General features: G+C 53.5%; 17 protein-coding genes. 5 read left to right on the top strand and 12 right to left on the bottom strand.

Annotation, left to right across the window (positions count from 1 at the left end; genetic code table 11):
- Window positions 1-21 precede the first annotated feature (21 nt).
- The 10 genes from amaB to dapF form a co-directional block, all read right to left on the bottom strand.
- Window positions 22-1,599, bottom strand: a complete 1,578-nt coding sequence (gene amaB / locus B0B12_RS12515; protein ID WP_083704202.1) for an L-piperidine-6-carboxylate dehydrogenase — start codon at window positions 1,597-1,599, stop codon at window positions 22-24.
- 166 nt (window positions 1,600-1,765) lie between these two features.
- Entirely contained in the window at window positions 1,766-3,259 is a 1,494-nt protein-coding gene (locus B0B12_RS12510) for a Do family serine endopeptidase (protein ID WP_076669325.1), read from the bottom strand.
- A 184-nt stretch (window positions 3,260-3,443) separates the two neighbouring features.
- Window positions 3,444-3,938 (bottom strand): Hsp20/alpha crystallin family protein, encoded by a 495-nt coding sequence (locus B0B12_RS12505; protein ID WP_076669324.1) that lies wholly within the window; start codon window positions 3,936-3,938, stop codon window positions 3,444-3,446.
- Between the two features lie 144 nt (window positions 3,939-4,082).
- Window positions 4,083-4,859: a DUF2490 domain-containing protein gene (locus B0B12_RS12500; protein WP_076669323.1), complete on the bottom strand. Its 777-nt coding sequence runs from the start codon at window positions 4,857-4,859 to the stop codon at window positions 4,083-4,085.
- A gap of 11 nt (window positions 4,860-4,870) precedes the next feature.
- Window positions 4,871-6,067: a M20 metallopeptidase family protein gene (locus B0B12_RS12495; protein ID WP_076669322.1), complete on the bottom strand. Its 1,197-nt coding sequence runs from the start codon at window positions 6,065-6,067 to the stop codon at window positions 4,871-4,873.
- 120 nt (window positions 6,068-6,187) lie between these two features.
- Entirely contained in the window at window positions 6,188-6,694 is a 507-nt protein-coding gene (locus B0B12_RS12490; protein WP_076669320.1) for a sporulation protein, read from the bottom strand.
- Entirely contained in the window at window positions 6,678-7,349 is a 672-nt protein-coding gene (deoC, locus tag B0B12_RS12485) for a deoxyribose-phosphate aldolase (RefSeq protein WP_076669319.1), read from the bottom strand. The genes B0B12_RS12490 and deoC overlap by 17 nt, the downstream gene beginning before the upstream one ends.
- Before the next feature lie 145 nt (window positions 7,350-7,494).
- A complete protein-coding gene (gene secA / locus B0B12_RS12480; RefSeq protein WP_076669318.1) occupies window positions 7,495-10,866 on the bottom strand; it encodes a preprotein translocase subunit SecA in 3,372 nt (1,123 codons plus the stop codon).
- Window positions 10,867-11,626: 760 nt separating this feature from the next.
- Window positions 11,627-12,148, bottom strand: a complete 522-nt coding sequence (locus B0B12_RS12475; protein ID WP_076669316.1) for a GNAT family N-acetyltransferase — start codon at window positions 12,146-12,148, stop codon at window positions 11,627-11,629.
- A 3-nt stretch (window positions 12,149-12,151) separates the two neighbouring features.
- Entirely contained in the window at window positions 12,152-12,937 is a 786-nt protein-coding gene (dapF, locus tag B0B12_RS12470) for a diaminopimelate epimerase (RefSeq protein ID WP_076669315.1), read from the bottom strand.
- 103 nt (window positions 12,938-13,040) lie between these two features.
- On the opposite strand from dapF, the gene B0B12_RS12465 reads away from it, so the two are divergent.
- The 3 genes from B0B12_RS12465 to B0B12_RS12450 all read left to right on the top strand — a co-directional run bounded on the left by B0B12_RS12465 (window position 13,041) and on the right by B0B12_RS12450 (window position 16,709).
- Window positions 13,041-13,934 carry a class I SAM-dependent methyltransferase gene (locus B0B12_RS12465; protein WP_076669313.1) on the top strand — a complete coding sequence of 298 codons (894 nt, stop codon included), beginning with the start codon at window positions 13,041-13,043 and terminating at the stop codon, window positions 13,932-13,934.
- Window positions 13,935-14,070: 136 nt separating this feature from the next.
- Window positions 14,071-15,147: a calcium:cation antiporter gene (locus B0B12_RS12460; protein ID WP_076669312.1), complete on the top strand. Its 1,077-nt coding sequence runs from the start codon at window positions 14,071-14,073 to the stop codon at window positions 15,145-15,147.
- A gap of 623 nt (window positions 15,148-15,770) precedes the next feature.
- Window positions 15,771-16,709 (top strand): Ppx/GppA phosphatase family protein, encoded by a 939-nt coding sequence (locus B0B12_RS12450; RefSeq protein WP_076669309.1) that lies wholly within the window; start codon window positions 15,771-15,773, stop codon window positions 16,707-16,709.
- Window positions 16,710-16,830: 121 nt separating this feature from the next.
- Here the strand turns inward: B0B12_RS12450 and B0B12_RS12445 are convergent, their stop codons facing one another.
- The gene (locus B0B12_RS12445; protein WP_244554693.1) at window positions 16,831-19,218 is read right to left on the bottom strand and encodes a tetratricopeptide repeat protein; all 2,388 of its coding nucleotides are present in this window, start codon (window positions 19,216-19,218) and stop codon (window positions 16,831-16,833) included.
- Window positions 19,219-19,407: 189 nt separating this feature from the next.
- On the opposite strand from B0B12_RS12445, the gene B0B12_RS12440 reads away from it, so the two are divergent.
- Window positions 19,408-20,475, top strand: coding sequence for an Ldh family oxidoreductase (locus tag B0B12_RS12440; RefSeq protein ID WP_076669307.1), 1,068 nt, complete (start codon window positions 19,408-19,410; stop codon window positions 20,473-20,475).
- Window positions 20,476-20,477: 2 nt separating this feature from the next.
- On the top strand, window positions 20,478-20,816 hold the full coding sequence (locus tag B0B12_RS12435; RefSeq protein WP_076669306.1) for a hypothetical protein: 339 nt from the start codon (window positions 20,478-20,480) through the stop codon (window positions 20,814-20,816).
- A gap of 59 nt (window positions 20,817-20,875) precedes the next feature.
- Here B0B12_RS12435 and hscA read toward each other — a convergent pair whose 3' ends face one another.
- The gene (gene hscA / locus B0B12_RS12430) at window positions 20,876-22,738 is read right to left on the bottom strand and encodes a Fe-S protein assembly chaperone HscA (protein ID WP_076669305.1); all 1,863 of its coding nucleotides are present in this window, start codon (window positions 22,736-22,738) and stop codon (window positions 20,876-20,878) included.
- Between the last annotated feature and the right edge of the window lie 80 nt (window positions 22,739-22,818).

The following is a 22,818-nucleotide window of genomic DNA, read 5'->3' as shown; positions in this document are numbered from 1 at the left end:
AAAAATTAACGCATCAGCACATTAATCCATGATATCGAACTTGATACCTTGAGCCAATGGCAATTCGCGGCTGTAATTGATGGTGTTGGTCTGACGACGCATGTAGATTCTCCAGGCATCGGAACCAGATTCGCGGCCACCGCCTGTGTCTTTCTCACCGCCGAAGGCACCACCAATCTCGGCACCGGATGTCCCGATGTTTACGTTGGCTATACCGCAATCAGAACCCCAATGTGCCAGGAAAGCCTCCGTTTCGAGCAGGTTGGTAGAGAAGATGGACGACGAAAGCCCTTGCTTTACCCCGTTCTGAATATCGATGGCGTTCTCTACGTCACCGCTATACCTGATCAGGTATAAGATCGGCGCAAAGGTCTCTTCCTGCACCATGTGGTAGTGGTTCTCTGCTTCCACAATAGCCGGGGTCACGTAAGTGCCGGTTGCGTACTGCTCGCCTTCCAGCACTTCGCCACCAATCAACAGCTTGCCACCTTCTTTCTGCACTTCCTCCAGCGCATTCAGGAAAGCTTTCACGGCATCTTTATCGATCAGCGGACCGACCAGTGTGGTGTCGCTCAGCGGGTGACCGATCGGCAGGTTCGGATAGATTCGGAGCAGGCGGTCGCGTACCTGGTCAAACACATTCTCGTGCACAATCAGGCGACGGGTAGAAGTACAGCGCTGTCCGCAGGTACCCACGGCACCGAACACCACGGCACGAAGCGCCATTTCGATGTCGGCATTTTCGGTAATGATGATGGCGTTATTTCCGCCCAGTTCCAGCAGGGATTTTCCTAGTCGAGCGCCAACGGCTTCGCCCACTTTCTTGCCCATGCGGGTAGAGCCTGTGGCCGACACAAGTGGTATGCGGGTATCATGCGCCATCAGGCTGCCGATCTCCGCATCGCCGATGATCACGTTGAATATACCTTCCGGCAGCTCGTTCTCGGACAGCACGTCGCGGATGATGTGCTGGCAGGCAATGGCCGTAAGCGGTGTTTTCTCAGATGGTTTCCAGATGGTCACGTCGCCACAAACGGCGGCCAGCATAGCGTTCCAGCTCCAAACCGCCACCGGGAAGTTGAAGGCCGAGATTACGCCTACGATGCCCAGCGGATGGTACTGCTCATACATGCGGTGCTGCGGGCGCTCGGAGTGCATCGTATAGCCATGCAGCTGACGTGACAAGCCCACTGCAAAGTCGCAGATGTCGATCATTTCCTGCACCTCGCCAAGGCCCTCCTGCAGAATCTTGCCCATTTCGTAGCTCACCAGTTTGCCCAGCGCTTCTTTGTGCTCGCGCAGCTTATCACTGATCTGGCGCACGATATCACCACGCTTCGGAGCAGGCAAGGTGCGCCATACCTTAAACGCCTCCTGAGCGGTCTTCACCACTTGCTCGTAGTCGTCAGCTGTGGCCATGTTCACGCTCGCGATCAGGTTGCCGTCGGCAGGTGAATGGATGTCGCGGGTGGTTTTGTTGTTTTCGCCGCCCCAGTTCAGACCAGTGCTGTAGGCCGGGTTCAGTTCTTTTACACCCAGCTGCTGCAACACATCGGCAATGGCCTTGGTCATGGGCATTTCGTCTATGGCTTGTTTCATAATTCTATCTGTCATTTTCAGGTTATAGCTGTTTAAATAGCTCCCATACCGGTACACCTGTAGGCAGGAAGCTCTCCAGCATGAAGTTAGCCTTTTTTTCTGTGCTTATAAAACAAAAAAGCTCCTGCCGCCATGGCAGGAGCTTTTTTTACTGTATGGTCAGCTCTTAGCGTTTCCCGATCGGGTAATAGGCCTTGAGACCATCAGGGTATACACCCTCTATGTACACGATGCCGGTTTCGAAGTTCTTCAGGTGTCGCTCCACATCAGACGGCACATTCACGGCATACTTGTCGATGCGGGTGATGATGAAGCCATCTTTCATACCTGTGTCGCGGAACTTGCTCTTGGCTACGTTGGAGATTTTGGCGCCACCGTCTATACCTAGCTTGTTCATCTCCTGCTTGCTCACGGCCTCAAACGAAGCACCGTCAAACGTTACCGAATTAGCCATGCTGCGCTTCGATATCTCGGTGCTGTTGTTCAGGTTCTTGAGCGTTACGTTGGCTGTTCGGGTCTTGCCATCGCGCAGGTACTCTACCTTCACTTTGTCGCCAGGACGGTAACGGGCCACTTGCTCCAGCAACTGCGAAGAGCGGGCTACTTTCACATCGTTGATGGCCGTGATCACGTCACCGTTGCGGAGGCCTGCCTCTTTTGCGCCACCTTCTTCCACTTCAGCCAGGTACACGCCATTTAGTGTGTTCAGGTTTTTCTCTTTAGCCAGGGCTGCATCAATTTCTTGGATGCGGGCTCCCAGCAGGGCACGCTGTACTTCGCCGTACTTCAGCAGGTCGTCCACCACTTTGCTTACAAGCGCAGATGGCACTGCAAACGAATAACCGGCAAAAGAGCCTGTCTGCGAGGCAATGGCTGTGTTGATGCCTACCAGGTCACCGTTCAGGTTCACGAGGGCGCCCCCGCTGTTTCCCGGGTTTACGGCTGCATCCGTCTGGATGAACGACTCGATGCTCAGGTCACGGTTCTGGCTGGTGCGCAGAATGTTGATGTTACGGCCTTTGGCGCTCACGATACCCGCTGTTACGGTAGAGGTCAGGTTCATCGGGTTACCTACGGCCAGTACCCACTCGCCTACCTGCAGCTCGTCGGAGTTACCGTAGCGAATTACGGGCAGCTTGTCGGCGTTAATCTTCAGCAGGGCCAGGTCGGTGGTCGGGTCGGTGCCCACCAGCGTTGCCTCAAACTTGCGCTTGTCGTCCAGTGTTACTTCTATCTTGTCGGCCCGGTCGATTACGTGGTTGTTGGTCACGATGTAGCCGTTGGAGGCAATGATCACGCCGGAGCCGGAGCCCATTTGCGGACCACGTGGTACGCGCTCGCCAAAGCCGTCGCCGAAGAACTCGCGCAGGAACGGATCCATGGGCGTGTTGCTACGCTGGGCGGTGCGGGCACTGTATTCTGTCATCACGTGCACCACGGCAGGTGTGGTCACCTGCGCTGCTTTTATAAAGTTAAGGCCTTCCGGCACAATCACGTTGCTGCTGCGCATGTCGCTTGTGTAGCGCACAGTCGGGTACTGCTGTTGAGTCTCTACGCCCTGCGGAACATCGTTCTCCAGCAACTTATAGCTGCCTACTGCCACACCGCCGCCCATCAGCGCCGAAAGTGTGAGGCCAACAATAAACTGTTTCGTCTTCATGTATTGAACTCCTTCTGATTGGTGTATGTCAAATATTAAGGATAAACTATATTATAATCTTCTAACGCTAATATACTATACGGCAGTATATAAGGTCAAGGCAATTCCTGTAGTTTAACATTTCTATAACAAAAAGGAGGCCAGTTTCGGTGGCCTCCTTTTTGTTAATCTTCTTCACTTAATCTTATTTGCCGTCTTCAGAAGCCCCTACACGCTTTTGCTTGGTGTTCTGCCTGGCTTCCTCCCCTCTGGCGATCTTAATCTGACGCTTCATGGTTTTGTGCTCGTCTTTTGGCACATTCACTAGCAGTACACCGTCCTGCAGCTGCGCCGATATCTTGTCCGGGTTCACGTTGTCCGGCAGGTAGAAGGAACGCGAGAAAGTACCATACTGCGTTTCGAGCATCTGGTAGCGGCGTCCTTCCTCTTTCTTCTCGAAGCGGCGCTCACCCGAAATGGTCAGCTTGCCTTCCTGAAAATCGATGGCGATATCCTCTTTGCGAATACCAGGCAAGGCCACTTCAATTTCGTAACCATTCTCGGTTTCGCAGGCATCCACATGCGGTGTAAAACCAGTAAAGCCTCTTGTGTTGACTGACTCGTTGAAGAATCTGTCCAGCATGGAGCTGAACGTTTGCGGCATCTCGTTCTGCATGCCGTTATATTTTCTAAGTACCATTGCTACCTCCTTTTTTAAGTTTTTGTTTTCAATTCAAACAGGGTATAGCTAAAAGTTTGCCAGCTGTATTATTTTATAAAATCATGAAATAATGTCATTTAAAATACAGGTATAGAACTGACATTTCTGACAATTTTTCAGAGATCAATAGGTATAGCTGGCCGTTGAAGTGGCTTTATTGAAGGTATACTTCAGCTCCAGGCCAAACACGGGAGAGATGCGGTTGCGCTTCGTGGTATAGCCCGGCTCAACCAACACCCCGTCTTCGTCATATTTTGGCCCCACCTGCACAAAGTAGTAATCGGTCTGGCGCAGGAAGTAAGGTGTGAGGCGAAACTTGTCGTTGAGTTCGTAAGTGGCGTCTAACCTGAGACGGGTACGGTCGATGGTGCGTACCAGTAGTTCGTTCGTGTCTTCGCCAAAATCTTTCACTACCATCAGCTCATACGACAAAGATGGGGTGATAAAGCGCTCCCCTACCGGAAGGCGCTTACCTAATTCCACTCCCAGCCTGAACCGCGCGAAAGGATCGCGGCGCTCCTGGTTCACGTAATCGAGCGTCAGTTGTTTATTGAAGTACAGCCCTTTGATGCTACCGGCATGTCGTAGGAAAGCCGAAGTGAAGTTGCTCGAGGGCATGTCTTCTTTAGCGTAGCGGAACATAGCTCCCGCCAGCCAATGATCGGTAAAAGCATGCTCGTAGCCTAGTGTAAACTCGATGCGCTCGAAGCTGCCCACGCCGTTGTAGCGGTCGTCGGTGTTGATGCGGTATTGGTTCTGCAGGAACAACAGCCCGTTCTCGCCTAAGCCGTAGCTCAGCTGCAGTTCGGGCCAGATGGCGGTCGGTGAGCTTATTTTGCTTTGGGCGTGGCTCAGCAGCGGCAGCACAGCCAGCGAGAGGATCAGGTATAGCTTTTTCATCTTCGGTTATTCTATTGTTTCGCTTTCAGTTCCTGCACGGCAATCCAGGCCATCAGGCCACTGCCGGTTTCAAGGGCGGCCTCGTCTACATCAAAGGTCGGAGTATGCACGCCTGAGGTGAAGCCGCGTGCCTCGTTGCGCGTGCCCAGGCGGTAAAAGCAGGCAGCCACCTCTTGTGAGTAGTAGGCAAAGTCCTCGGCGCCCATCCACAGGTCCAGGTCCACCACGTTCTCCGCGCCCAGGTATAGCGCGGCTGCCTCGCGGGCACGACCAGTCAGATCCGGGTCGTTTCTCAGGAATGGGTAGCCAAACTTGATGTCGATGTCGCAACTGCCGCCCATGCTCTCGCAAAGAGTTTCGGCCAGTTTGCGTATACGGCGGTGCGCCTCTTTTCGCCATACCTCATCCATGGTCCGGAAGGTACCTTCCACCTTTACCTCATTCGGGATCACATTGGTAGCTCCCAAGGCCTCTACTTTTCCAAAAGAGAGAACCGTCGGTACCTTCGGGCTGGCGTGGCGGCTCACGATCTGCTGCAGCGCCACAATCAGGTGCGAGGTGATTAGCACCGGGTCCACGTTGAGCTCCGGCAAAGCAGCATGCCCTCCTTTGCCCTTCACCGTGATGTAGATCTCGTCGGCGCTGGCCATGTACATACCTGAGCGGAACCCCACCTTGCCGGCCGGCAGCATCGGGAATACGTGCTGTCCGATGATGCCTGACGGAGCGGGTTGCTGCAACACGCCCTCTTTTATCATTACAGAGGCTCCTCCCGGAAATTTCTCCTCCCCAGGCTGGAACACTAATTTCACGGTGCCTTCAAACTCCTCGCGCAACTCATGCAGAATACGGGCCGCGCCCAGTAAAGAAGCCGTGTGCACATCGTGTCCGCAGGCATGCATCACGCCTTCGTTCCGCGATTTGTAGTCCACAGTGTTCTGCTCCGTTATCGGCAGTGCATCCAGGTCAGCGCGCAGGGCAATGGTTTTGCTTTCCGGGTTTCGCCCATTGATTAGAGCGACCACGCCGGTGTTGGCCATGCGGGATGTTTGCAGGCCGTAGCTTTGCAGCACCTGCTCGACATATGCGGCTGTGTTGTGTTCCTCAAAGGAAAGCTCCGGATTGGCGTGCAGATGCCGGCGTATACCTACCGTATCCCGGGTATAGGTTGCGGCCAGCTGTTTTATTTTCTGTGCTACTAAATTCATGTAAGTATTTCTCTGATAAGGCATTATTGGCCTTATTCCAATCTGTCAAATATAAAAAGAAAAACGTTGCAGCCGCCTGAGCAACTGCAACGCTGTATACCTGTAGCGGACCGCTATACCTTAGTTTTTAGGTATGTTGATCTGGTCCTGCACGATGTGCGCGTTGGGTACCAGGTCGCTGATCTGGTTGAGTACCTGCTGCGCCTCTATGCGGCTGAAGTAGTCGCCTATCTTGAGCCGGAAGTTGGGTTGCTGGTAGGTCAGGTAATCCTTCTGCTCCGGGACGCGGGCGATGATCGCTTTGCGCAGGTCCATTACAGTCTGACGCTCCGATCCGTTGTAGGCCAGTATGCGGTAACCCTGCGCATAGCGTATGTTCTTGTTCACGCTGGCCACGGAGTCCATCAGTACAGCCACCTTGGCGTTCGCATGGTTCGTTGGCTCCACCCGGGCAGTTGCCGGGGCATTGGCATCATCGGCCGGGTAAGTAGGCCGGTATACGCTGATGTCATCCACCACGCGGGTACTGGTTCTGTCTGGTGAGCTGGTGCGGGCCTCTGCCGAGGGCTTACAGGCCGATGACACCAGCAGGGCAAAGATAAAAAGGAAACTAAGCGCTCTGTTCATGCTTTACAATTTGGATACTAGCAGAGCAACCTAGGCGGTCGGCTCCAGCCTCAATTAACGCGATGGCATCGGCGTATGTTTTAATGCCCCCGGATGCTTTAATTTTGATGTGGTTTGGCAGCACGCGGCGCATCAACTGCACATCCTCCACCCGGGCCCCGCCTGAAGCGAAGCCTGTCGATGTTTTCACAAAGTCTACCCCTGCGACGGCGCAGATCTCACAGGCTTTGGCAATCTCGTCCGCCGTGAGTAGGGCCGTCTCAATGATCACTTTCAGTTCCGCCTCTTTCAGGTGACAGAAGTTTGCCAAGTCGCTCAGTTCGTTTTCGATCTCGCTATACCTGCCGGACTTGAAAAACGACACGTTCATCACCACATCGATCTCGTTGGCCCCGTCGGCAATAGCCTGGTGGGTCTCCAGAATCTTTACCTTAGGATGCTGATACCCCAACGGGAAACCGATCACGGTGGCCACTTTCACGCGGGCGCCTGGCCCTAATTGCTCTACGGCAGCCTGCACGTAGCAGGGCGGCACACACACGGCTGCGAAGTTATAGTTACGGGCCTCGTCGCACAGCTGCAGTACCTGCTCCTGCGTAGCATCGGGGCGCAGCAAGGTATGGTCTATATAGGCAGCAAGTTCTTCTCCTGACATAATGTTTGACAAAAGATGTTTTTGATAAAAGACAAAGGATATAAGAAGAGACCGTATCCTCCCTACATCCTTTCTCTAGTAATTTGATTTAAAGGTAAAACAGCCACCGGTTTCTACCCGATGGCTGTTGTTACGCTGTATCGTATTATTCCTCGATCAGTACGCAACGGTTGTGGAGCAAATCGTCCTCTACCGTCTTGAATTTCACGTCCTTAAGCACGCGGCCATCGTTGTACTGCACGCTCACGCGGTCGTTGCGGCCGGCCAACTTTTGGGAGTGGGCTGGCATGATGCGCTCCGGCTCCGGTGCTGGCATAGAGGTAGCCCCATCGTGGCCTTCCAGTGAAGAATGCACTTCGGCTTTCTGCTCATGCAACACCGGCGGCTTTGGCATTTGCGGCGGACGTGCCTCCTGCACCTGCTCTGGCGCCTGCACAGGTATAAAGGCATGGAACAGGAACGATACCGTCTCTTCATTCACTTTGCCGATCATACGCTTGAACAGCTCAAACGACTCAAACTTATAGATCAAGAGCGGGTCTTTCTGCTCGTACACGGCGTTCTGCACCACTTGCTTCAGGTCGTCCATCTGACGAAGGTGATCGGTCCAGGCCTGGTCGATCGTACCTAGCGTGATGATCTTCTCCATGGCACGGATCAGCTCCAGACCACGTGTTTCGTACGTCTTGGTCAGGTTGGCTACGGCGGCCAGCTGGCGCTTGCCGTCTGTGAACGGCACAGCCACGTTCTCGATCATCGGTCCACGGTTCAGGTGGATGTTCTCAATAATCGGGTACGCCTGCTCTGCAATCTGCTTGTTCTTAGTCAGGTAGTGGTTCAGGGCCTCGTTGTACAGACGCTCAACCAGGTTCTTAGCCTGACCAGACTTGAACTCTTCTTCGGTGATCGTGGTGTTGATACCGAATACGCGGATGATGTTCAGCTGGAAGTTATCGTAGTCTACGGTGTTCTTGTAGTTCACCACCATGTCCTCGCTGATATCGTAGATCATGTTCCAGATATCGAGCTCCAGACGCTCGCCGTACAGGGCGTTGCGGCGGCGCTTGTACACCACTTCACGCTGGGCGTTCATCACGTCGTCGTACTCGAGCAGGCGCTTACGCTGTCCGAAGTTGTTTTCTTCTACTTTCTTCTGCGCACGCTCAATGGAGTTGGTGATCATCGAGTGCTGAATCACTTCGCCTTCTTCCAGACCCATGCGGTCCATCAGGCGGGCGATACGATCCGAGCCGAACAGACGCATCAGGTTATCTTCCAGCGACACGAAGAACTGGGAAGAACCCGGGTCACCCTGGCGACCGGCACGACCACGCAGCTGACGGTCAACGCGGCGTGACTCGTGGCGCTCTGTACCAATTATGGCCAGACCACCCGCAGCCTTCGACTCTGGCGTCAGCTTAATGTCGGTACCACGACCAGCCATGTTCGTAGCGATGGTCACGGTGCTTGGCTTACCGGCTTCGGCCACAATTTCGGCTTCTTTCTGGTGCATTTTGGCGTTGAGTACCTGGTGCTTAATCTTGCGCAGCGTCAGCATGCGGCTCAGTAATTCCGATATCTCAACTGAGGTTGTACCCACCAGCACCGGACGGCCTTTTTCTGTAAGTTCTACAATCTCGTCGGCTACGGCATTGTATTTCTCACGCGTGGTTTTGTATACCTTGTCGTGCTCGTCTTTTCTGGCAATAGCGCGGTTGGTAGGTATAACGACCACATCCAGTTTGTAGATGTCCCAGAACTCGCCTGCTTCCGTCTCGGCTGTACCCGTCATACCTGACAGTTTGTGGTACATACGGAAGTAGTTCTGCAGCGTAACGGTGGCGTAGGTCTGCGTGGCATCCTCCACCTTTACATTCTCCTTCGCCTCAATGGCCTGGTGCAGACCATCTGAATAACGACGGCCCTCCATTACACGGCCTGTCTGCTCGTCCACGATCTTCACCTTGTTGTCCGGCGTCACGATGTACTCGGTGTCCTTCTCGAACAAGGTATAGGCCTTGAGCAACTGGTTGATGGTGTGCACACGCTTGGTCTTCTCCTGGAAATCTGCGATCAGCTGTTCTTTGGCGTGCAGCAGCTCTTCTTCGGAAAGCGATTTGTTGTTCTCGATGTTGGCGATCTCGGTACCGATATCTGGCAGAATGAACAGGTTCGGGTCCTCACCCTGACCCGTGATCAGGTCTAGGCCTTTCTCGGTCAGCTCGATCTGGTTGTGCTTTTCGTCGATGGTGAAGTAAAGCGGCTCGTCGGCCTCCGGCATCATGCGGGAGTTGTCCTGCAGGTAGTGGTTTTCCACCTTCTGCATGATGGCGCGGTTACCAGTCTCACTCAGGAATTTTATCAACGGCTTGCTCTTCGGCAGACCACGGTAGGCGCGGAACAGCGAAAGACCACCTTCCTGGGTGTTCCCTTCCTTGATCATGCGCTTGGCCTCGGTCAGGAAATTGTTCACAACTTTACGTTGTGCCTCCACCAGCATGGCAATGCGTGGCTTCAGTTGGTAGAACTCGTGCTCATCGCCACGCGGTACCGGACCGGAGATGATAAGCGGTGTACGGGCGTCGTCGATCAATACAGAGTCCACCTCATCGACCATGGCGTAGTGATGCTTGCGCTGTACCAGGTCTTTGGTTTCGCGAGACATGTTGTCGCGCAGGTAGTCGAAGCCAAATTCGTTGTTGGTACCGTAGGTGATGTCGGCGCGGTAAGCGTTGCGACGGCCTTCGGAGTTAGGCTGGTGCTTGTCGATGCAGTCGATGGTCAGGCCGTGGAACTCGAACAAAGGCGCCATCCACTCGGAGTCACGACGGGCCAGGTAGTCGTTCACGGTTACCACGTGCACGCCACGCTTGGAAAGCGCATTGAGGAAGGCAGGCAGCGTTGCCACCAAGGTCTTACCCTCACCTGTGGCCATCTCAGATATTTTACCCTGATGCAGCACAATACCACCGATTAGCTGTACGTCGTAGTGCAGCATGTCCCAGGTGATTTCGTTGCCGGCAGCCATCCACTTGTTAGCCCAAACGGCTTTGTCGCCGTTGATCTGCACGTTCGGCTTGCGGGCGGCCAGTTCGCGGTCCATGTCGTTGGCCGTTACCACCAGCTGACCGTTCTCTTTCCAGCGACGGGCAGTTTCTTTCACTATGGCAAAACCAACCGGCAGTACTTCCATCAGCACTTTCTCCAGTTCTTTGTTGCGCTCTTTCTCCAGTTCATCGATCTCAGAGAAAATAGCCTCTTTCTGCACGATGTTAAGCTCCGTCTCGTCGGCCACACGCTTGTGCAGGGCGGCGATCTTCTCGTCGGTAGGCTTGAGGTGCCCGTCAATAATACCTTTGATTTCGATGGTTTTCTGACGAAGCTGGTCGTCGGTGAGGCTGGCGAGGTTTGCGTACTCCGCGTTAATCTTGGATACGTAAGGTAGTACCTCCTTTATATCTCTGTCGGACTTGGTTCCGAATAGTTTCGCAACGGTTTTACCGAAAAAATCAAACATCTGTATTGGTTGTTCTTAAATGAAATTCTGCGTTCGCAATATCGTCAAAAATAAAGTGTTTTTCTGACATATCTAAGGTAATACACCAAAACAATACCAGAATAACACGGGTATAGCCTATCTGCCATATTTACCGATAAGCGATACCTACCCTCTCAACAAAGACCAACGCGTGTAAATTCCTGTGTCAGAATAGGAAGGTATCGGTAGGTGCTGTGGCATTGTGACATATAGAGGTTGTTGTTATCGTGATAACAATTAACAATGACGCGAGCGTCCACGCTTGTAGCTTGTCTGTTGGTACCTCTGACACAGGTATAGGTATAGGTATAGGTATAGGTATAGGTATAGGTATAGGTATATAGTTATAGCGTGCCTTATAGCTACTGCTATTGCAGGTATAGCAAGTAGTACTGTTGTATAGCTTGGCCTGTCCGGCCGGGACCTACTTTTTGTCTTGACACAAAATCGAGGGCCCCTACCCCCAGTAAGCAAAAAAGTCAAGACCCTCCAAACTCGCTGACCGCTCAAACAGTGGAGCGCCAAAAAGTGCACCTGGCTCTGCTGCTTGCTTTGTAGCTTGCATGCAAGTTAGTCTTGCTATACCTATCAGTGGTATGTAATGGGAAACAACATAACTTGAACTTGAGAGTTAGCAGGCACAGAAGGTCCCCCTTCGAAGGGGGCAGGGGGATGACAATCGTGCACAAGAATCCTGTAAATCCTGTCAATCCTTGGGGCAGGAGTCCTATCTAAAGATTCAGACGAACACCCGCTGCATCTCCACCACGTCATCCCAGGTGCCATCCGGCTTACGAAGCCATTCGCGGCGTACACCGATTTCCTCGAAGCCGGCGCTTTTGAAAAGCTTGATGCTGGTATGGTTAGTGGCCGTGATGCTGCAGTATACCTGGTGCAGTTGCAGGGTATGCTGACAGTAATTTAGCAAAAGATGTAATGCCTCACCGGCATGGCCCTGGCCGCGGTATGGCGGCGCTACCACAATCCCTATACCTGCGCGGCGGTGCAATGGGTCGAAGTCAAACAGGTCGATGGCGCCGATGGCTTCCTGATCATGGTTACAGATAACCAGCCGGAGTTGCTTGACGGTGTAGATGTCGAGGGCGGCGTTCTCGAGGTATTGCTCCAGCACGAATTTGGAGTAAGGTGTGAGTGTGTTGCTCACATGCCAGGTGGAGGTATCGTTCTCTAAGGTATAGAGGAATTCCAGGTCAGTAGGTTCGAGTGCCCGCAGGCAGGTATGGTCGCCTTTTAGGAACATAGGCTATACCTTTTCCGGAAGCGGTACAGTGCCCGTAAACACCAGTTTGGCTGGGCCCGTCAGGTATACGTACCGGAAGCTGTCGCCGTGCTGTTCAAAGCTCACCTGCAGGTTGCCACCCGGGGTTTTCACGCGCACCGGGCTCTCCATGCCGCGCATACCTGCCACTAGGGCACAGGCTGTCACACCGGTTCCGCACGACAATGTTTCGTCTTCCACGCCGCGCTCATAGGTGCGCACGTAGATGGTATCCTCAGAGAGGCGCTCCACAAAATTCACATTAGTCCCTTTGGCTTCAAAGCGATCGTTGTAGCGTACGGCGCGGCCTTCGGCGTATACATCAAGGTCGCGCACATTGTCTACAAAGCGCACATAGTGTGGCGAGCCGGTATTCAGGTAGAAGTCCTGATCGATGCGCTCCACTCCCGTTACGTCGCCCATTTTCAACTGAATCTGTTCGCGCTCGATGGTGGCCTGGTGCTCGCCGTCGGCTGCCAGGAAATAGGCCACGTCTTCTATCACGCCGAGCTGCTTGGCGAAGCGCACCGTGCAGCGGGCACCGTTTCCGCACATGGAGCCCAAGCGGCCGTCTGCGTTGAAGTACACCATCTCGAAGTCGTACTCGTCGTGGTCCTGCAGCAGGATCAGGCCATCGGCGCCGATGCCGGTGCGGCGATCGCACAAATGCTTGATCATCTGTTCGTCCTCTGCAGGGAAGGTGAGCTTCCGGTTGTCAACCATCACGAAGTCGTTGCCTGTACCCTGGTATTTATAAAAGCTTAGTGGCATACTCTAGAAACATTTAAAACAGCTGATCCGTGCATTTTCAGACGCGGCATTTAATTCGTAAATTGCCGTCCCCCGGCATGCGCCGCTATAATTGAGCAAATATATGTATTCCTTTTTAACAACAGAAAACTGGTCTGATTACGAACTGGTTGATTCCGGAAATTTCGAAAAACTGGAGCGCTTCGGGCAATATTACGTGGCCCGCCCCGAGCCCCAGGCTATCTGGGACAAGCACCTGCCCGAGTCAGAATGGCAGCGACTGGCCAACGCCGAGTTCACCCGCGACAAAGGCAGCCAGGAAAAAGGCCAGTGGAAACTCAAGAAAGGAATGCCCGAGCAGTGGTTCATCAACTACCAATACCAAGACCTGAAACTGCGTTTCCGCCTCGGCTTGTCCTCGTTCAAGCACGTGGGCCTTTTTCCGGAGCAGGACAGCAACTGGAAATTCATCTTCAACAAGACCCGCTCGCTGAAGACTAAAACGCCGAAGGTGCTCAATATGTTTGCCTACACGGGTGCTGCCACACTGGCCGCCAAAGCCGCCGGCGCCGACGTTACGCATCTCGACTCGGTGAAGCAGGTCAACTTCTGGGCCCGCGACAACATGGAGGCCAGCGGCCTGGACAATGTGCGTTGGATTGTGGAGGACGCCATGAAGTACGCCCGACGCGAAGTGAAGCGTGGCAACACCTACAATGGCATCATCCTGGACCCACCTGCATACGGCCGCGGTCCGAACGGCGAGAAATGGCAACTGGAAAACGAGCTGAACGAGCTCATCAAACTCTGCCACCAGATGCTCGACAAAACCGATTATTTCCTGGTCATCAATCTTTACTCTCTCGGCTTTTCCGCCCTGATCCTGGACAACCTGATGCGCCTGACCTTTGGGGAGCAGATCACAAACGAAGAGCTGGGTGAGATATACCTGCAGGACCGCGGCGAGCGCAAGCTTCCGCTGGGGACTTTTTTCCGCTTTAGCTCAGCAGCGAAATAGGCTCGCTGCAGAAACGTGCTATCCCATACTCCTTCGTTTTTGGAGGCAGACTCCAATAGCCGGTAGTGCTGTGCGGGACGACTCTACAAACCAAGTTGAGGAATCAATCATCACACTTAAACCATACATATATTCGATGCGATCATTATTACAGTGGACGACTATCATCCCGGTGCTGGCATGGATCCTATTCTTTTCCGGACTCGTCGACAATAGCGGCTTATTTCAGATTCTAGCGTCCATACTCCTTATTTTCAGTGTGATGGCGGCTGTGCATCATTCTGAAGTAATCGCTGAAAGAGTCGGCGAACCCTATGGTACTATCATTTTGGCAATTTCCATCACCGTCATCGAAGTTTCGATCATCGTCTCCCTGATGATGACAGAGGGACAGGCGGCCGCTTCGCTGGCCAGAGACACGGTATATGCCGCTACCATGCTCATCCTCAACGGCATCGTCGGGCTGTGTTTGCTTATCGGGAGCTTAAAGCACTACGAACAGGACTTTTCGAAGCCCTCTGTGACCATTGCCTTGGTTTCGCTGATCTCGATCGTTGTATTCACGCTGGTATTCCCTACTTTCACCGAGAGCGTGTCCGGCGCTTATTACTCTATTCCTCAACTCGTTTTTGCCTCTATGGCTTGCTTAGTGATTTATGGCTGCTTCCTGTTTGCGCAAACCAGAAGGTACCGCCAGTATTTCCTGACGGTTGGAAAAGACGAAGATGAGGCAAAAGCAGTACCGATCGTTATCAGCAACCGGGTATTCATGATCAGCCTGGTGTTTCTTCTTGTCTGCCTCGGCATTGTCGTGCTATTGGCAAAAACGCTTTCCCCTACTATCGAGAGCATTATCACGAGCTACAGCCTGCCCAAAACACTGGTGGGTATCGTGATTGCGGGCATCATCCTGCTGCCGGAAGGTATAGCCGCCATCAACGCCGCCCGAAAAAACAGGCTCCAGACCAGCATCAACCTGTCGCTTGGCTCGGCCCTGGCCAGTATCGGCCTGACCATACCCAGTGTGGCCGCGGTCTGCATCTACTATGATATTCCCATCATCCTGGGGCTTGACATCAAATCCATTATACTTTTGGGACTGTCCGTGTTCACGGTGATGCTGTCGCTGAGCGGCGGTAAAACAAACATTGTGTACGGGGTGGTACTGCTCGTCAACTTGTTCGCTTTTGTGTTCTTGATGATTTATCCTTGAGGTAAAATACTTTAAATTTGACCAGTATCAATGTATGAGCCTACGCCAAGAACTTCACTTGAGTAGGCTCTTTCAGTATTTGGCACAGGTATAGGCTACTTTTACTTGTACAGTTGGAGCTGGTGCCGTTTTTTTGATACTGAGCTCCTACGTAAAATGACCTTTAGCTATAGATTAAATATGAGGGGTTGGTAAATGCAGGCCGTATCACTTGACAGATTTATTTTAACTTTATCTGTAGAAGATGACTTTTAAGCATAGCAATTCATGATGGGCTAATTCAAACGAAACAACTTACAAAGTCTCTTTAAATCCTCACCCACATCTAACAACTAATATGATTCTACTAAGCGGAGGATTTTCGACAGGTATGCTTACCAGCCTACTTGGGGCATTCTTAGGTGCATTGGCCGTTTTCATCTGGTCGCACGTCTATGCCACCAAAACCCCTTTTTACAATCTGAGTTATATTAATTATCCGGTTATACAGAAAGTATTCGTATACCTGTTCTTTCTGCTATTTGCTCTTATATCTGCTGCAATAGCCTTTTATATACTCTTGTTTCTGATTGGAGCGATCTTCGCCACTTTCGATACCATGTAATACACTTTAATCTCCCCCTATGACCAAACGCCTCGCACTCATCGACATGGGCACCAACACATTTCACCTCCTTATCACTGAGGTAGACGAAAACGGTAAGCGCACGGATTTCGTGAAGACCAAGTTGCCGGTGCGGCTGGGGCAGGGCGGCATCAGCAAGGGAGTTATTGCGCCGGAAGCGTACGAGCGGGCGTTGAAAACGCTGCAGGACTTCCGTAGGCAGATCGATGAATACAACGTAGGGACGGTCCGGGCGATGGCGACCAGTATGGTGCGCAACGCCAGCAACGGCGATGATTTTGTGAAAGACGTGTTCAAGCAGACCGACATACAGGTAGAGGTCATCGAGGGCGACCGCGAAGCAGAGCTGATTTACTACGGCGTGCGCTCAGCCGGCGTGCTGGATGAACAGACTTCGCTGATCATGGACATTGGCGGCGGCAGTGTGGAGTTCATTCTCTGCAACAACCAGGAAATTTTCTGGAAGCAAAGCTTCGAGGTGGGAGCCCAGCGCCTGATGGACAAATTCTTCAGCGCCGATCCTATACCTGATGCCGAGGTCGCTGCCGAAAAGCACTTCCTGGCCGAGCAACTACAGCCCCTCACCCAGGCGGTGGAAAGGTATAAGCCCGTCCGGCTGGTAGGCGCCTCCGGCACCTTCGACACCCTCTGCGACATCGATGCCCTGAGCCACGGCGACAATAGCCGGCAGCTATCGCAGCCTGCTGCTTCCTCGCTTCAGGTCGCTGACTTCTACAAGATGTACCAGGAGCTGCTGCACAAAACCCACGACGAACGACTGGCTATACCTGGCATGCTGAAAATGCGTGTGGATATGATCGTGCTGGCTAGCATACTGGTCGACTTTGTGCTCGAAACTTATGGCCTCAAAGAGATTCGGGTGTCGGCTTACGCGCTAAAAGAAGGCGTGCTGGCACAGGCACTCGAGTCGATGTAGTGGCGCTATACCTATATCGGTGTACGATTGGCCAGGTCGCGACCTGTCCCGACTATACCTTAAAACGAAAGGAGCCTACTGAAGAGTAGGCTCCTTTCGTTTTATCGGGCTATACCTGGGCTTATCCTTTCGCCAGTTTTTTACGCTCCTTTTCGTAAGCTTTGCCCAGTTGTTTCAATTTCTTGTCACCCTGGGTATAGCTGGCCGCCAGCACATTGGCAGGCTCGGTCCGACCGCCATTTACATCCAGTATGGCCAGCTGTATACCTAGCTGTTGCTGCACTTTCTTGGTCTTGCCCTTGGAATAACCCTTATCAAGTAGGTTGTCCAGAAGTTGCAAGGCTGCTTTTTCCTGATGGATTCTTGTAAAGTGATCCACCACAGACGCCGTGAAGGCCAGTTTGCTCTGTTCCCGGACAAAGTTGTAAAGCGAGATATGATCCAGACCAAAGCGCGCGATGGACTTGCTCAGGTAGTGCTGCTCGGCGTCGTTGTAGCGTTGGATGGCATCAGTATAGCGGCCAGTCGCCACCATACGGTTCGCCTCTTCGAGCATGCGCTGGTAGGCAACAGCATCGGCGATGTTAGCCATGCCATCATCTGCCGTGAAGGTAGCGATCATACAGGTTGCTTTGGTGCCTGCGGCCTTGATGGCAGACTGGTAGGCCTGGTCAGCGGCGATAAACTTCTTCTCGCGTACCAGCGCCTGTGCATTCTGGTAATGGCGGTCGTAATCGGCCTGCACATTCAGACACTCCTGGGTAAAGATTCTATCGCGCAGCTCTACATATTTGGCCTGCACCTCGGTGTCGCGCTCCAGGGCATAACGGCTGCGCATGTTCTCCGCAGAACTGGCTACTGCTCTGGCGTCGCCCAGTCGGTTGTTCATCGCCAAGGTATAGCCCTCTGCCAGCTGGCTCAGCAACACAGGCTTAGCCGCCTGCTGCAATAAACTGCTTAACTCACGCACCGGCTGGAAGGTATAGCCCTGCTCCAGCGCCAGCGCCGACTCAAACTGCTCGAGCGCGTAGCGAAAGTCTTTCGACTTCATGGCCTGGCGTCCTTTGTCGATATGCTGCACATAGTATTGGTATTTCACCTGCCCCTGCAGCTCGGCAGCCTCGGTGGCGTCGCGCAGTAGGTAGTCGTACTGGCGCTGGAAGGCATAGGCTTCGTTAGCCACCTGATCGGCCTGCGCCAACTCGCCCCGGCTCAAAGCACGCTTACCCTCATCTACCATGCTGCGGTAGTAACCGTACACGGCACGGCTCTCGCCATCGTTCAGGGCGGGCATGTTGCAGCGAAGTCCGCCCAGGGTGCTGCACAGGGCACGGGCATCGGCGTAAGCGGCCACGGCACTGCGGTAGTCGCCGCGGCCGTTGTGCGCGTGGCCCTCTGCCATAAAAGAGCTGTAGATGTCGTGCGCTAGTCCGAGCGCCATTTGCTGGGTCTCAGGGTCTACGCGCATCTGGGTGAGGATATCGCGGGTGCGGCCGGCTGCTGCCTGCACGTTGCCACTCATAAAGTCGAGGCGGGCCAGTTGCAGATGCGATGGCGCAAAGCGTGGGTTCACTTCCAGCGATTTCACAAAGTAAGTGCTCGCAGCCGCCAGATTATTTCTAGCCATCAAACTGATGCCTCTGTTGTAAAACTGCTGGTCGAGCGTGGCCAAGGTATGGTTCACAGCTTTGCGGCGCTCCTTCAGCAGCTGGTTCAGCTGGTTTGACTTGGAGGTATAGCGCTGCGGATCGTACTGGTTCAGGCTGAGCTTGTCAGAGAAACGTTTGTCCTGAAGTTTGTCCAGCATTTCCTCCATGTCGTGCAGGCGCTTGTCCTCCTGCTTGATGCGGTCCACATCGTCATGTTTGATCAGCGCCACATCCTGCAGCATTTTGTTCAGCGTGGCATCGGCGGCATAGTAGTCTTTGATCAGGCTGATGCGATTTTCCAATTCCTGCACATCGGCCTGGGTATAGATTAACTCCATTCCCTCTACTTTCAAGGTATAGCCTTGACCGCCCGCAGTGTCCGGAACAGAGGTTTCCAAGGCAACGATGCCGTCTGGTTTCAGGCTCAGGGAAGGCAGACTATAGCGCTTCACTTCTTTCTGCTGAACGTTGAGCAAGCGCACCGTCATTTTAGCCTGCTCTGGCAAGAGCACATTACCCAGGTCGAAGCCACGGTAATGCACATCGCCGTTCACACCAATCTGCTGAAGCTGCACTTTGAGCTGCAACTGACCGCCAGCCTTGGCTATGCGGGACTGCTGCTCCAGGCGCACCACGAACTCGGGCTTGCGGCTGGGGCGTCCACCGGTTCTGTTGGTGGTGGTACCGCCTTCGGCGAGCAGCTGTATCAGTTTGTTGCTGTTTACCTGGCTGCTGTTGCCAGCCGCTTCCTGCCTGATCAGAAAGGAAACAGGTATGGCTTCGTTAAACACAAGCTGGCTCTGTGCTTGCACCGCCACGGCCGCTGTGAGTATCCAAATCAGAAGTAGAGCTCTTTTCATAATCGTATCGTTTTAGCCTGCTTTAGCCAAGTCAAAATCTATTCCACATTTCTACCAAACCTCGAAAGTATAGAAAAATAGGTATATAAATGGTACTCAGCGGCATAATTTCTCTGCAGGACAATCGATTCAGGAATTGCGATGCATTGGCCTGATAATTTTTTAATTTGCGGCAATAACCCATTTACTATGTACCCATACCGACACCTTTTCGACTTCACCCGCGAGATTTTTCTGAACATAGGCTGCTCCCTGGAAGATGCCCAACTGGCCACACAGGTATTGTTAGAAGCAGACCTCCGCGGTATAGACTCCCATGGCGTGGCCCGTCTGAGCGGCTACGTACGCCTCTGGGAAGCCGGTCGTATCAACCCCAACCCAACCATTTCCACCGTTCACGAAACGCCCAGCACCGCAACGGTTGACGGCGACGGCGGACTCGGTCTGGTGGTGGCGCCACGCGCGATGGAAATTGCCATGCAGAAAGCGGAGAATGTAGGAACGGGCTGGGTGTCGGTGCGCAACTCGAACCACTTTGGTATAGCGGGCTACCACGCCATGCAGGCCCTGCAGCGCGACATGATCGGGATGGCCATGACGAACGCCAGTCCGCTGGTGGCGCCCACCCACTCGACAAAGCGCATGCTGGGCACTAACCCGATTGCAGTGGCTGTGCCAGCCAACGAGCAGCCACCTTTCGTGGCAGATTTTGCCACGGCATCTGCCGCAAACGGCAAGCTGGAAATTCTGCAGCGTAAAAACGAAAAAGCGCCACTCGGCTGGATACAAACGGCCCAGGGCGATGACACGGACAATGCTGATGAACTGAAACAGGGTGGCGCGCTCCTACCGCTGGGCAGCGACCTGACCCACGGCAGTCACAAGGGCTATGCCTTGGGCGCTATCGTTGATATTTTCTCGGCCGTGCTGTCAGGTGCCAATTACGGGCCTTGGGTGCCGCCTTTTGTGAGCTTCCTCGCTCCGCCCGCCGACCCGGTAGGACAAGGTATAGGTCACTTCCTGGGTGCCATGCGCATAGACGCCTTCCGTCCAGCCGACGAGTTTAAGCAGCATATGGACAACTGGATTGCTTCATTCCGCAAAGCGGATGTGAAACGCGGTGAGGAAGCCGTGCTTATACCGGGTGATCCGGAGCGCATCATGACGGCGATCCGCCTGCAGAAAGGTATACCGTTGTTGCCTCCTGTGGAGAAAGACCTGGCGGAGCTAGGCAAAAAACTTGGCGTGAAATTTTAGGTATGCCGTCCTTTAAAGGTACGCGTTTGCTCCGGCTATTGGGGCTCGGCTCGACCAGGCGCAGCATACTCATGCTCGTCGTGTCCTGGACCTTGAATGTGGCTTGGCTCGGATTCAACTATTTCTGGCAGCTTGTACCCTATTCGGTGCTGGTGGCTATACCTGTGCTTTTGCTCCTCTACAGTGTGATGGCTTTGCTTGCTTATGTATATTGGGGTGTGAAAGGCGTGCGCGAGCAAGACGAGCCTTACGCCAGCGTGATGGTTGGGGTGATCGTGGCGATTACGCTGCTATACCTGAACTATACCTTGCTCGACGCCCTGATTTCCCTTAGCCAATAAAAAAGAGCTGACCATCGCGGTCAGCTCTTCTCGTTTCAGGTATACATAACAGGTATAACCTACTCTATTTTCTTACCGGCCATGGCCTGCTTGATGGAGATCTGCATCACGCGCTCCGCAAACGGGCTGGTCTGCTCTTCCAGGTTATCCACCGCTTTCAGAATCTGGTCTTTGTCGCCGGTTGGCAGCACATCGCGCAGTTTCTGCACATTCTCACGCGTCAGGTTTATCTCGTCTTCGGTCAGGTGCTGGCCATTCTTTTCTATAAAGCGCTCCACCTGATAGAGCATCTGCTCCGCCGTAGTACGGGCCTCAATCACCATGCGGGCCGACACATCTTCGCGAGCGTGTGTAATGGAGTCCATCAACATTTGCTCTACTTGAGAGTCAGTCAGGCCGTATTGCGGTTTCACTTCCACTTCTTGGCGCACGCCGGAGCGCAGCTCGATCGCCTCTACTTTCAGGATGCCGTCGGCGTTCAGGATAAAGTTGACATCTACTTTCGGGAAGCCCGCCGGCATGGCAGGTATACCTTTCAGGTCGAACTCGGCCAGCTTGCGGTTTTCCTTCACCAGGTCACGCTCGCCCTGGTACACCGATATCTTCATGTTCACCTGTCCGTCTACAGAGGTGGTGTACTGGCGGCCGGCCTTGGTCGGGATCTTGGAATTGCGTGGGATGATCGAGTCCATCAGGCCACCCATGGTCTCTATACCTAGCGTGAGTGGCGTCACGTCAAGCAGCAGGATGTCTTTGCGGTTACCCGCCAGGATGTCGGCCTGAATGGCCGCACCCAGCGACACCACTTCATCCGGGTTAAGGGAGTTGTTGGCCGGCTTACCGAAGATGTCGGAAACCGTTTCGTACACCAGCGGCACGCGTGTGGAGCCTCCCACCAGAATCACGGCGTCGATCTGCTCCGGCGTCAGTTTGGCATCGGCCATGGCCATGCGACAGCTTTCTATGGTTTTGGCTACGATGGGGGCAATCAGCTCCTCAAACTTGTGCCGCGTAATGCCACATTCTATCGTATCGTTCACCCTGCTGGTGTAGATCTGCTGCTGACTCAAGGCTTTCTTAGCCTCTTCTGCTTTCAAGCGCAGCGCTTGCTGCAGGTTCTTGTCCTCGTTGATGGTATCTGCCACCAACTGGTTCTCCTGAATCCAGTAGTTGATGATGGCCCGGTCCATGTCGTCGCCGCCCAGGTAGGTGTCACCGTGCGTGGAGAGCACCTCGAATATGCCCTGGTGCAGGCTCAGGATGGAAATATCAAACGTACCACCGCCCAGGTCGTATACCGCAATCGTTTTCTCTTCAGAAGGATCTATACCAATACCATAGGCCAGCGAGGCGGCTGTAGGCTCGTTGACAATACGCAGCACTTCCAGTCCGGCCAGTTTGCCGGCATCGCGGGTGGCCTGGCGCTGGGAGTCGTTGAAGTAAGCCGGCACCGTAATCACGGCTCTGTTCACCGGTGTTTTCAGGGCATGTTCGGCCCGGGCACGCAGCTCTTTTAGTATTTCCGCCGACAGCTCGATTGGAGAATAGAACCTATCCCCTACCCGAACTTTCACCAGCCCCTCGCTGTCATCGTCGATGATTTTGTAGCCGAAGTAGTCTTTGTGCTCGCCCAGGTCCTTGTAGGACTTCCCCAACAGGCGTTTAACAGAATAAATGGTATTAGCCGGATCGGTGGTTAAGAATTCCTTTGCATCGTTTCCCACAATGGCTTCGCCGGTGTGGGTAAAGTGTACCACGGAGGGCACAATGGTACCACGATCGAGGTCGTTGATGGCGACCGGCTTTTTGGTTTCAGGATGTATGTAGGCTACCAGGCTGTTAGTAGTTCCCAGGTCTATACCTACAATCACCTCTTCCTGCTGAAGGGCGCCTGTAGAAAGGTTTATCGCAACTTTTGCCATGTTCTTTTGCTTTGGTGGAGCCGCCCTATACCTGGGCAGCGCTATACGCAAAGTTACGAAAAAATAAGGGGAGCAGCGGG

The sequence above is a fragment of the Pontibacter indicus genome (assembly GCF_900156345.1).
GTDB lineage: Bacteria > Bacteroidota > Bacteroidia > Cytophagales > Hymenobacteraceae > Pontibacter > Pontibacter indicus.
The sequence above is the reverse complement of the archived record's forward strand: the minus strand, read 5'-3'. Positions and strand labels throughout refer to the sequence as shown.